This is a genomic window from Streptococcus mitis (assembly GCF_002860865.1).
GTDB classification, from domain to species: Bacteria; Bacillota; Bacilli; order Lactobacillales; family Streptococcaceae; genus Streptococcus; species Streptococcus mitis_AT.
Genome location: NZ_PKIE01000009.1, coordinates 38,755 through 51,231, shown reverse-complemented (window position 1 = coordinate 51,231; position 12,477 = coordinate 38,755). Strand labels below are relative to the sequence as shown.

Annotated in this window: 11 protein-coding genes and 1 tRNA gene; 1 reads left to right on the top strand and 11 read right to left on the bottom strand. The window is 39.0% G+C overall.

Annotated elements, in window-relative coordinates:
- Positions 1-272 precede the first annotated feature (272 nt).
- The 6 genes from CYK18_RS09800 to pbp2a form a co-directional block, all read right to left on the bottom strand.
- Positions 273-344, bottom strand: a tRNA-Glu gene (locus CYK18_RS09800).
- A gap of 92 nt (positions 345-436) precedes the next feature.
- Positions 437-916: a transcriptional regulator gene (locus CYK18_RS09795; protein WP_101786372.1), complete on the bottom strand. Its 480-nt coding sequence runs from the start codon at positions 914-916 to the stop codon at positions 437-439.
- Between the two features lie 120 nt (positions 917-1,036).
- Positions 1,037-1,573, bottom strand: a complete 537-nt coding sequence (gene nusG, locus CYK18_RS09790; protein ID WP_000376740.1) for a transcription termination/antitermination protein NusG — start codon at positions 1,571-1,573, stop codon at positions 1,037-1,039.
- Positions 1,574-1,623: 50 nt separating this feature from the next.
- Positions 1,624-1,800 (bottom strand): preprotein translocase subunit SecE, encoded by a 177-nt coding sequence (gene secE / locus CYK18_RS09785; protein WP_001210991.1) that lies wholly within the window; start codon positions 1,798-1,800, stop codon positions 1,624-1,626.
- A 9-nt stretch (positions 1,801-1,809) separates the two neighbouring features.
- A complete protein-coding gene (gene rpmG / locus CYK18_RS09780) occupies positions 1,810-1,962 on the bottom strand; it encodes a 50S ribosomal protein L33 (protein ID WP_014017356.1) in 153 nt (50 codons plus the stop codon).
- A gap of 52 nt (positions 1,963-2,014) precedes the next feature.
- Complete coding sequence (pbp2a, locus tag CYK18_RS09775) at positions 2,015-4,210, bottom strand: penicillin-binding protein PBP2A (RefSeq protein ID WP_101786370.1); 2,196 nt, start codon at positions 4,208-4,210, stop codon at positions 2,015-2,017.
- 86 nt (positions 4,211-4,296) lie between these two features.
- On the opposite strand from pbp2a, the gene CYK18_RS09770 reads away from it, so the two are divergent.
- Positions 4,297-5,172 carry an RluA family pseudouridine synthase gene (locus CYK18_RS09770; protein ID WP_101786368.1) on the top strand — a complete coding sequence of 292 codons (876 nt, stop codon included), beginning with the start codon at positions 4,297-4,299 and terminating at the stop codon, positions 5,170-5,172.
- Between the two features lie 69 nt (positions 5,173-5,241).
- Here CYK18_RS09770 and gap read toward each other — a convergent pair whose 3' ends face one another.
- The 5 genes from gap to adhE form a co-directional block, all read right to left on the bottom strand.
- On the bottom strand, positions 5,242-6,249 hold the full coding sequence (gene gap, locus CYK18_RS09765; protein WP_000260682.1) for a type I glyceraldehyde-3-phosphate dehydrogenase: 1,008 nt from the start codon (positions 6,247-6,249) through the stop codon (positions 5,242-5,244).
- A 176-nt stretch (positions 6,250-6,425) separates the two neighbouring features.
- On the bottom strand, positions 6,426-7,727 hold the full coding sequence (locus CYK18_RS09760; protein ID WP_180947970.1) for an ABC transporter permease: 1,302 nt from the start codon (positions 7,725-7,727) through the stop codon (positions 6,426-6,428).
- Complete coding sequence (locus CYK18_RS09755; protein ID WP_101782612.1) at positions 7,696-8,379, bottom strand: ABC transporter ATP-binding protein; 684 nt, start codon at positions 8,377-8,379, stop codon at positions 7,696-7,698. Before CYK18_RS09755 ends, CYK18_RS09760 begins: the two co-directional genes overlap by 32 nt.
- Before the next feature lie 211 nt (positions 8,380-8,590).
- Positions 8,591-9,502 carry a helix-turn-helix domain-containing protein gene (locus tag CYK18_RS09750; RefSeq protein WP_101782613.1) on the bottom strand — a complete coding sequence of 304 codons (912 nt, stop codon included), beginning with the start codon at positions 9,500-9,502 and terminating at the stop codon, positions 8,591-8,593.
- Between the two features lie 131 nt (positions 9,503-9,633).
- Positions 9,634-12,285, bottom strand: coding sequence for a bifunctional acetaldehyde-CoA/alcohol dehydrogenase (gene adhE / locus CYK18_RS09745; RefSeq protein WP_023945660.1), 2,652 nt, complete (start codon positions 12,283-12,285; stop codon positions 9,634-9,636).
- Positions 12,286-12,477 lie beyond the last annotated feature (192 nt).

The window sequence follows — 12,477 nt, the reverse complement described above, 5'->3', positions numbered from 1 at the left end:
TCGTCCTGAGCCAGGATCAAACTCTCATTAAAAGTTTGAGTTCTCACTCATTTCTGTCACTGACAGATTTATTGTTTTTCATTGTTCAGTACTACAACCTTAGTTGTAGCGCCCTGCACATTGGTTCGTCTTGTTCAGTTTTCAAAGGTCTTTGTCACTCACTTCTCTCAAGTGACAACTATATTAGTATATCACAGTCGCTTTCGCTTGTCAACACTTTTTTGAAACTTTTTTAAACTTTTTTCATCAAGTATTACTACCGCAACATACCATAGTCCGTACGGGATTCGAACCCGTGTTACCGCCGTGAAAAGGCGGTGTCTTAACCCCTTGACCAACGGACCAGAGTTGTTATTTTCAACTCTTACTATTATACCGACTTTTTATTTTTTGTCAACTACTTTTTTAAACTTTTTTTACTTTTTTGCATGAATTCCTAATAAGTACGGATGTCAAACTCTTTAAACACAATACGTAAGTCTCTTAACACTCTTTGACGCCCTCGGAAGCGTTCATCTCTTAAGACGCGTTCTAACTCTTCTTGTTTGTCTTTACTTTGTTTACTTCTATAATCTCTTAGTGTTTCATGAAAGAGATAATAGTCATCTAGCCAGAGTCCTCCCTCACTTATACGATGACTTATCTCACCCACTTCTTCATAAAGCTCTTTATCATATCTCCGTTTTTGACTTTCTTGTTTACGGAGATAATCTAGAATTCGATTCCGGAATTTTGTTTTGAAGTATTTACGTAAACGAGGAATATCGTCTACTAGCCCTTCTTCGCTACTAATCAATTCATGTAGACATATCATTCCCTCTTGATCCCAGTCCGATAACTCCCACAAATGAAGGTAATATTCATTTCTACTCTTATATACAATTCCCTGGACTTCTCCATACAATTCTTTAAACATAACGTTCCCCTTTCTGTGTACAGTCTAACAGATTCAGAAACACTTTTGGCACATTTCATCCATTCTGCACCCTTTAGCTCCTCAACTGCACAAAAAAGAGAGGACAAGCCTCTCTCAGGGTTATAATTCTGCGATTTGGTTTAGGTTTACTTCTGCAACTGTGTCATTACCAAACATAGAGATAATCATCTTCACTTTATTGTTATCAATCTCCGTAATCTTACCGGTATAATCTGCAAAAGCTCCATCAATAATACGTACAGTTTGACCAACTTCAACATCGATATCAAACTCTTGTACAGTTTGTCCCATAGAAACCAAGATATCACGAATTTCTTGTTCCAATAATGGAGTTGGTTTTGATCTATTTCCGTGAGATCCGACGAATCCTGTAACATTTGGTGTATTTCGAACAACAAACCAAGCTTCATCTGTCATGACCATTTCTACAAGAACATAACCTGGAAAGCGATTTTCTTCTACTTCTTTTCTCTTTCCATTTTTTTCAACTTGCACTGTTTGTGTTGGAATTTCAACGCGTAGAATATTATCCAACATATTGTAGGTTTGTGCACGTTGTAATAGATTTTCTTTCACCTTATTTTCATAACCAGAATAAGTTTGTAAAACAAACCATCCTTTATCAAAACTATCCATGATATTTCCTTTCATAAATAGAAGATTTTTAGTGTACTTTCACTACTCTTCTAAAAAATGTTAATAAATCGAATCAAACCTGAAACAATCAACTGGTCAAAAATGTAAATAATCACTACAAAGAAAGCTGTGTATTCCATGATAGAACGAAAATCTCTCCAGCTTTCCTTGCGAGTTGGCCATGTTGTGTCTTTAAGAAGTCTAAAAATATCTCCAATAAAACGCATCGCTCTCTCCTATCTCGTTTCTCTGTGTGTAGTGTACTTGCCACAATGCTTACAAAATTTATTTACTTCTAGTCGTGTAGGCTTGGGGGTTCCACTAATCTTGATTGAATAGTTTCTCGAACCACAAACCGCACAAGCTAGGCTTGCTTTTTTTAGTGCCATAACGCCTCCATCTTATCTATTATAACAAGAAAGCTAGGCTTTGACAAGCATCTTAGCGAAATAGATTGACTACCGAATCCCATATTGTTTGAGCCTTTTCCTTAATCTTCGCATCTGAGATAGCCCGGCTAGCCTCATCTACTAGACTTTGCGCACGTCCTCGAATATCAGACAAATTATCATCTGTCTGGCTATTATCATTGGTTTGTACTTGTCTTTTTGTGTTAGCTGGTGCAATTCCATTTTGCTTATAAGCATTTTCAACTGTAAAGGTGCTTCCTGGTGTATAAGGTAAAATGGTATTTGCAATGTTTCTAAAGACATGAGCAGCACCATTTGATGTAGAACCCGCTAGATAGTGACTTTCATCAGTGGTCGGGAAACCAAGCCAGTGACTAATCACTACATCCGGAGTATAGCCAATTACCCACTGGTCACTTGTGTACTCCGGATTGAAAACTGCTTCAGTTGTTCCAGTTTTCCCTGCCATGACATAGTCTGCAGGCGATGAACTAATACCGGTACCATTGGTGAATGTCCCCAACATCATACTAGTCATCTTGTCAGCTACAGCTTTATCAATCACTCGTTTTTGTGAATTTTTATGACTCGCAATAACCTGACCACTAGCATTTTCAATTCTACTAATAAAATGAGCTTCCGGCATTAAACCTTCATTTGCAAAGGCAGCATATGCTTGAGCCATTTGAAGAGGATTGGTTTCGACACCGCTTCCTAAAGCGACACCAAGAACACGTTCTACCTTTTCCATGTTGAGTCCAAATTTTTCGCCTGCCTCAAAAGCCTTATCAACACCCAAATCATTAACAGTAGCAACAGCAGGTAGATTAAGCGATTCTGCCAAGGCTTGATACATGGGAACTTCTCGACTCTTTTTGATTCCTGCATAGTTATCTACCTTATAGTTGTCATACTTCATGGTATGGTTATCCAAGAGCTTATTCAAAGCCCAACCTGCTTCAACTGCTGGCGTATAAACAACTAAAGGCTTAATTGTAGAGCCAGGGCTACGTTTTGATTGAGTTGCATAGTTGAAATTCCGGAATCCTGTTTTATCATTGTCAGCAACTTGACCGACAACTCCACGAACTCCTCCTGTTTTCGGTTCGAGAGCGACACTTCCTGATTGTGCAAATGTTCCATCCTCTGCTCTCGGAAATAGCGCTGTATTTTCATAGACAACCTGCATATTTGCTTGGTAGTTTTGGTCCAGTTCTGTGTAAATGCGGTAGCCATTATTTACGATTTCTTCCTCTGTTAGATTATACTTGGAAACAGCTTCATTAACCACCGCATCAAAGTAAGAAGGATAGCGATAATCTGAGATTTTCCCTTCATACTTATCGTGCAATTGCGAATTCATATCAACTTCTGCAGCTTCGGTTTCTTGATTTTTATCAATATATCCTGCTGCAACCATATTCTGCAAGACAGTATCGCGCCGATTGGTAGAATCTTGTACGGAATTCAAGGGATTATACAGTTCCGGTCCTTTGAGCATCCCTGCCAGAGTTGCAGCTTGATCCAAACTCACTTCTGATGCAGAAACTCCAAAGTATTTCTTACTCGCATCTTCTACACCCCACACACCATTTCCAAAATAAGCATTGTTAAGGTACATGGTTAGGATCTGATCTTTGCTATATTTTTTAGTCAATTCTAAAGCCAAGAAAAATTCTTTCGCTTTTCTCTCAACAGTTTGATCCTGCGACAAATAGGCGTTTTTAGCCAGCTGTTGGGTAATAGTAGAACCACCACCTGAACGTCCAGCAGTGACAATAGCCAAGAAGAAGCGACCATAGTTAATCCCGTCATTTTTGTAGAAAGAACGATCTTCAGTTGCAATAACAGCATTTTGCAAATTTTTACTGATATCAGTCAATTCAACATAAGTTCCTTTTTGACCAGACAAAGCACCAGCCTCTTTTTCTTCACGGTCAAAAATGATAGTCCGAGTTTTCAAGGCGTTTTGCAAATCGTTAACATTGGTTGACTTAGCTACAGCAAACAAATAGGTTCCAACTAGCAAGCCTGCACTCAAACCTAGTATAAGGACAATCTTTGTTAGATGATAACGACGCCAGAATTTTCGAATTGGACCTACTTGGGCTAATTTTTTTCGATCACTGCGAGAACGACGTAAGCTAGTAGAATCAGAGTCCTCTAGTTCACTTGTTTCTTTTTTAAAAAGAGAAAGAAATTTCTCAAATAATTTATCTAATTTCATGCGTTTATTTTATCATCTTCATCATAGGAAGACAAGAATTTAGCTATTTCCTATCCAAATAGGGCTTTTTTTGTTACAATATCTGTATGAAATTCACATTTACATTGCCAGACTCTCTACCTCAAATGACGGTAAAGCAATTACTTGAGGAGCAACTCCTCATCCCTAGAAAAATCCGTCATTTTTTGAGAATCAAGAAACACATTTTGATTAATCAGCGAGAAGTTCATTGGAACGAGACGGTAAATCCTGGAGATGTTTGCCAATTGACTTTTGACGAGGAAGATTATCCCGAAAAAGAAATTCCTTGGGGCAACCCAAACCTTATTCAGGAAGTTTATCAAGATCAACACTTGATTATTGTAAACAAACCCGAGGGAATGAAAACGCATGGTAATCAGCCAAGCGAAATCGCCCTTCTTAACCATGTCAGTGCCTATGTTGGCCAAACCTGCTATGTCGTTCATCGTCTGGACATGGAAACCAGTGGCTTGGTTCTCTTTGCCAAAAATCCTTTTATCCTCCCCATTCTCAACCGCTTATTGGAGAAAAAAGAGATTTCTAGAGAATATTGGGCACTCGTTGACGGAAATATCAGCAACAAAGAACTTGTTTTCAAAGACAAAATCGGACGTGATCGCCATGATCGCAGAAAGCGAATAGTTGATACAAAAAATGGGCAATATGCTGAAACGCATGTAAGCAGATTAAAGCAATTTCCAAACAAAACTTCCTTGGTTCGTTGCAAACTAAAGACCGGGCGAACCCATCAGATTCGTGTCCACCTTTCGCATCATAATCTTCCTATCCTGGGGGACCCTCTCTATAATAGTAAATCAAAAACAAGTCGGCTTATGCTCCACGCCTTTCGACTTTCCTTTACCCATCCACTTACATTAGAGGGATTAAGCTTCACTACCCTATCAGATACTTTTGAAAAAGAATTAAAAAAGAATGGATGATAGCGTCATCCATTTTTCCATATAAGAAAAGCAAGACCAAAAGGCCTTGCTTTTTTATCGACTCATGAATTATTTAGCGATTTTTGCGAAGTATTCAAGAGTACGAACAAGTTGTGCAGTGTATGACATTTCGTTGTCGTACCATGATACAACTTTAACCAATTGTTTACCGTCAACGTCAAGAACTTTAGTTTGAGTTGCGTCAAACAATGAACCGTAAGACATACCTACGATATCTGAAGATACGATTGGGTCTTCAGTGTATCCGTATGATTCGTTTGAAGCTGCTTTCATAGCTGCGTTTACTTCATCAACAGTAACGTTCTTTTCAAGAACTGCTACCAATTCAGTAACTGATCCTGTTGGAGTTGGAACACGTTGTGCAGATCCGTCAAGTTTACCGTTCAATTCTGGAATTACAAGACCGATAGCTTTAGCGGCACCAGTTGAGTTAGGAACGATGTTTGCAGCACCAGCGCGAGCACGGCGAAGGTCACCTCCACGGTGTGGTCCGTCAAGGATCATTTGGTCACCAGTGTAAGCGTGGATAGTAGTCATCAATCCTTCAACAACACCAAAGTTGTCTTGAAGAGCTTTAGCCATAGGAGCCAAGCAGTTTGTAGTACATGAAGCACCTGAGATAACTGTTTCAGTACCGTCAAGAACGTCATGGTTAGTGTTAAATACAACTGTTTTAACGTCGTTTCCACCAGGAGCAGTGATAACAACTTTTTTAGCTCCACCTTTAAGGTGTTTTTCAGCTGCATCTTTCTTAGCAAAGAAACCAGTAGCTTCAAGAACGATTTCTACACCGTCAGTAGCCCAGTCGATTTGCTCTGGATCACGCTCAGCAGAAACTTTAACGAATTTACCGTTAACTTCAAATCCACCTTCTTTAACTTCAACAGTACCGTCGAAACGACCTTGAGTTGTGTCGTATTTCAACAAGTGTGCAAGCATAACTGGATCTGTAAGGTCGTTGATGCGTGTAACTTCAACACCTTCTACGTTTTGGATACGACGGAAAGCAAGACGACCGATACGTCCGAAACCGTTAATACCAACTTTAACTACCATTAGTGATTTCCTCCTTATGAAAATCATGAAATTTTTATTGTGAAAAGAGTAACTTGAATCACTACAAATCACCTTTCAACAAACCTATTATATAACTATTTAAGTTTAATTGCAAGTACGGGCATTGTTTTTCTATGTTAGTTTCTTTTTTAAACTGTAAATCAAGGAATCCCTTACTATTCATATCGTAGCGATTCTACAGGATCCATTTTACTAATTTTACGTGCGGGGAAGTAAGCTGATACATAACCAAGCAAGAGAGCGAAAGCTAGAGTTCCTAAAATAGATAGAGGATTTAATTCAAAAACTTTCGTGATGGATGGGTAAAAGTGATTTACAACCGCATTCGCCAAACTTCCCACCCCTTGTGCAACCAAAAAGGCCAGTAACAAGGCGATGCCTACAATCCAGATAGCCTCGTAAATAAAAATTCCTTTGACATCACGATTTTGATAACCAACTGCCTTCATGACACCTATTTCCTTAGAACGTTGCATGATATTGATGTAAATGATAATACCAATCATGACCGCTGCTACCACAATAGCTTGTGATGAAAGTACAATCAATAATCCCTGAATGACACGAATAAAAGTAATCACAATATCAAGAACCTTCTGTTGAGAAAGAACAGTATACTTCTTGTTTTTCTGCAATTCTTCTGTTATCGCTTTTGTTTGTGATGGATCTTTGAGTTCCAAGATAAAATAAGATACAGCTTTTGTAAATCCAGCTTCTTTCAAGATTGCTTCCATTTGATTAGACGGCATAAAACTGTTGCTGTTCTCCATATCATCTTCATCATTGATCACACGCACAATCTTTGTTTGAAATTGAGCAGTCTTGCTAGCTTCGGCAGCATTTTCTACAATGCTGGCTGAGACTGATTTGCCAATAACATCACTAGCTGTTAGATTTTTTCCTGTCTGTTCATTCCAATTTTTTAGTAAACTGATTGGAATCGTCAAGCCCTGTTCATTTGCATCAGTATAGAGGGAGCCAGCCAATACTTTATCCGTCTCATTACTACTAACAGAGATACTTGTATCCTCATAGAGACTCACTACTTGAGCATAAGAAGGCATCGTTTGACTCAGATCCATTTCTTGCCCATCTATAGTAATATTTGACATGATCATCCCAAAAGGACTCTCCAAATATTTAATAGCTTCTTTTCCAACTGTATCCGTGATATAGTTCTTATCATCTTGGTTCAAAAAGCCTCGTCCAACATTTTTTGTGTTTAAAGCAATCTGAACTTGAGAAGGAATTTGACCTCCATTCGTATTTTCATCAATCATCGAAATCAATGCATTTCCCAAGCCGAAAGAAATTAAGACTCCTACAAAACCGATTGAGGTTGCTAGCGCAATCAATAGGTTACGCCACTTTCTTTCCAGAAAGTTATTTAAAGAAAGTTTGAATTTATTTTTCAATGATAATCCTTTATTTTTTGACTTCTTCAACGACTTCACCATCCTTCATTTTGATAATCACATCTGCATATTCAGCAACCTCTGGATTATGGGTTACGATCAATACTGTTTTCCCTGTTTGGGCTAAATTTTTAAACACTTCCAATACCTTTTCTTGGGATTGAGAATCCAGCGAACCCGTTGGCTCATCTGCTACAATCATATCAGGCTGATTTACCAGTGCACGCGCTATTGCTACACGTTGCTTTTGCCCACCAGAAAGTTGTTTAACATTTTTAGCCACAAAAGGCTCCATGCCTAAGTTACTTAATTGCTCCTTTGCAATCATTGTCATCTCCCTGTCAGATAAATCTTTGACATAGAGAGGTAGCTTGACATTGTCCAAGACAGACTGATGTGGAATGAGGTTAAAGTTTTGAAACACAAATCCAATCTTATCTTTACGAAATTGAGTTAGTTCAATCTCTGATAAGTCACGGAGGGATTCCCCTTTAAACTCTAAATCTCCTTCATATTGTCTATCTAAACCGCTGATGATATTTAGTAAACTGGTTTTGCCACAGCCTGATGGACCGTAAATCGCTGTAATTTTACCTTTTGCGATTTGCAGATTTATATTCTTTAAAGCCTGCTCTTGATGTTTACCGTCCAAAGTGTAAAACTTTGAAATATTTTTAATGGATAAAATGGACATTCTTTCCCCCTTGTTTAAAACCGTTATCGTCATACATCCTACTTACAGAAAATCCTTCAAGTTACATCAGCACTGATTTCCCCTACGGGCCTACTAGCTTAGAGTTTTCTCTCTATTGCCTAGTTTGCTTCTGGATGTATATCAAGTAAAATTCATTGTAACAAAAAAGCGGCATTCCCTCAATGACAGAAATGTCACTCCTATAAAGCATTTAACAATACCTTTCTAAATCTTGGCTCCATTCATTATCTAAACTAACGATTAACTTCTCATTGCCAAACATCCTCGCCATCATTTTTGCTTCTTCATACTTTTGTTTTGCTGTATCATAATCAGTCTGAAGATAATATTTCCACTCCACCATCAAGACAATCGGTTGCTTTTGGAAATCTCGTGTTTTCTGCCCTATTTTATTTAAGGTCTCAACTGCTCTCTTAAAATAACGAAACAGCCCCATAATTTCTATACAAGCTAAAGAAGCTAACAAGGAATCTCTAAGCAAGTCCAAACAATCGAACTCTATCTTATCAACCTGAGAACTTAGTTTGTCATGAAAACAAAGAATGGTTTCATGCTCAGATTCTTTTATCTCACCCATATTTAAACCATCCATTAACTGACAGTTGAAATACAGTCTCAGTTTCAACAAGTCCTCGGCTTTATATACATCTCTGGATAGTAAATCTTGAAGACCGCCCTCAATCACACTGCTTCCGTATAAGGAATTACTAGTCGCCCTCACCTCATCTATTGCTTGAAGACAATCCACTAGCACTTTCTCATCACGTGGCAAATCATCATAAAAACACTCAAAAATCTCATCGAAATATTCTTCCTTTTGTTCCTGCAACTCCTTGTCTCCATAGTCAGGATGATGTAAAAGAAAGTACTTTAATTCTTGGTAGCGTTTAGGCAATTCCTTATAATCTGGCATCAAGACGTAGGACGGAATTTCTAATCTATCTGCAATATATTCTAGGGTTTTTATCGTCGGGCGAAATTCTCCTTTTTCGATTCTCACCAACTGACGCACTGATAGTTCAGACTCATCCCCGCAAAAAACTGGACGACTAAGCCCTTTCTCCTCTCTAAGAATCCTTACCTTTTCCCCTAGCTCATTCATCTCTTACATTTCTCCCTCGCATGATTATAAAAGATTTGATTTTCAAATAAATATATGCGATGATTATACCATTTTTCAAATAGAATTACAAAAAAAGAGACAGGAAATTCCTGCCTCTAGGCTGATAACAATTATTTACGGCGTCCTGGTCTTTCTTTGTAACCATAGTAAGAATCTTCGATGATTTCTTGCATATGGTCAACCATTGGAAGACGTGGGTTAGCTGGTGAACATTGATCTTCGTAAGCAAGGAAGGCCAATTCGCGAGAATGTTCTTTCCATTCTTTTTCATCGATTCCTTGTGCTTTGAAGTTCATTTGGATACCTACGCGCTCACCAAGTTCGTAGACAGCTTTTGCGTAAGATTCCACACCTTCTTCTGGAGTAGAAGCTGGAAGTCCAAGCATGCGTGCGATATCTTGGTATTTTTCATCTGCACGGTAGTAGTTGTACTTAGGCCATGTTGCTGTCTTAGCTGGACGTGTACCGTTGTAACGGATAACGTATGGAAGCAAGATAGCATTAGTACGACCGTGGATTGTGTGGAATTGCGCACCAATCTTATGAGCCATTGAGTGAGAAATACCTAGGAAGGCATTTGCAAAGGCCATACCAGCGATTGTTGAAGCGTTATGCATTTTCTCACGTGAGTGGAAGTCTGCATTCTTAACTGAGCTTTCAAGGTTTTCGAATACAAGTTTGATTGCTTGAAGCGCCAAACCGTCAGTGTAGTCGCTAGCCATTTGTGATACGTAAGCTTCAGTCGCGTGAGTCAATACGTCCATACCAGTATCCGCAGCTACAAATCCTGGAACTGTCAATACCAAAGCAGGGTCTACGATTGCCACAGTTGGTGTCAATGAGTAATCAGCGATTGGGTATTTACGGTTATTTGCTTTATCAGAGATAACGGCAAATGGTGTTACTTCAGATCCTGTACCAGATGTTGTTGGGATTGCGATGAATTTAGTCTTCTTACCAAGCAATGGGAATTTGAAGGCACGTTTACGGATATCCATGAATTTTTGGACAAGGTCACGGAAGTCCACTTCTGGTTGTTCGTAGAAGAGCCACATTACTTTAGCAGCATCCATTGGAGATCCACCACCGAGAGCGATGATTGTATCTGGTTTGAAGGCACGCATAATCTCAGTACCACGGTTTACAGTTGTGATATCTGGATCTGGTTCTACATCAGCAAAGATTTGGTAAACAACCTTATTGCGACGAAGATCAAGTTGTTCGATGATACGATCAAGGAAACCAAGCTCTACCATGGCATGGTCAGTAACGATCATGACACGTTCAACGTCACGACATTTTTGAAGGTATTGAATTGAATCACGTTCAAAGTATGTTTTTGAAGGAAGTTTCATCCATTGCATGTTATTTCTCCGTCTTCCGACTTTTTTGATATTCAAGAGGTTAATGGCACTAACGTTATCCCCAACTGAGTTGCGTCCGTAAGAACCACATCCAAGTGTCAATGATGGCAAGAAGGCATTGTAAACGTCCCCGATACCACCGAAAGTAGAAGGTGAGTTACAGATAACACGAATAGCTTTAACAGCTTTACCAAATTCTTTAGTCAATTCTTCGTCAGCTGTATGGATGGCTGCTGAGTGACCAAGACCGTTAAATTCAACCATTTGACGAGCCTTAGTAATACCATCTTCACGGCTTTCAGATTTCAAAACTGCGATAACTGGTGATAATTTTTCACGAGTCAATGGCTCATTTTCACCAACTTCTTTACATTCAGCAGCAAGAATGTTTGTTCCTTCTGGAACTGTAAATCCTGCTTGTTCTGCAATCCAAGTTGCTGGTTTACCAACGATGTCAGCGTTCAATTTCGCACCAGCACAGTTTTTGCTGTTTGCTTTCACGCCGAAACAGAATTCTTCAAGAAGAGCTTTTTCTTTTTTGTTTACAAAGTAAGTGTGGTAAGATTTGAACTCTGCTACAAATTCATCGTAAATTTCTTTATCAATGATAACCGCTTGTTCAGATGCACAGACCATACCGTTATCAAATGATTTAGACATGACAATATCGTGTGCAGCTTGACGAATGTTTGCTGATTTTTCAACATAAGCTGGAACGTTTCCGGCACCTACCCCAAGAGCTGGTTTACCACATGAATAAGCCGCCTTAACCATGGCATTACCACCTGTTGCAAGGATTGTCGCAACACCTTCGTGGTTCATAAGGGCACTTGTTGCTTCCATAGATGGTTGAGTAATCCATTGCACACAGTTTTCAGGAGCACCAGCTGCGATAGCTGCATCGCGGACGATACGTGCTGCATGAGCAGATGATTCTTGTGCTGATGGATGGAAGGCAAAGACGATTGGGTTACGTGTCTTCAATGAAATCAATGATTTGAAGATTGCTGTTGATGTTGGGTTTGTTGTTGGAGTGATACCACAAACAACACCAACTGGTTCAGCAATAAGGGTTAAACCTGTTACATCGTCTTCTTCAATAACACCAACTGTTTTAGTGTGGCGCATGTTGTTTACTACGTGTTCACAAGCAAACAAGTTCTTAGTCGCTTTATCTTCGAATACACCACGTCCTGTTTCTTCAAAGGCATGTAAAGCCAATTCTCCGTGGGCATCCAAAGCTGCTACTGACGCTTTAGCTACGATGTAGTCGACCTGTTCTTGGTCGAGTTTACGCATTTCTTCAAGGGCAACTAGAGCTTTTTGCACCAATCCATCAACATGCTTTTCAGCAGCGAGTTTCTTTTCCTCTGGTGTCACAGTTTTTTTATCAGCCATATTTTCCTCCATAGCTTTCAAGGATCGATATCCTTTGTTAATTTTTTCACAAGTTTATTATAACGCATTATTTCAACTTTGTAAACAGTTTCATAAACATTTCACAAAGAATTTTTAGTTCCTTGTGAAATCTTTCTCATTTTCTTTGCTTATCAAGTTTTTTCTTTAGAGTTTGTGAAATTTATTTCAAAT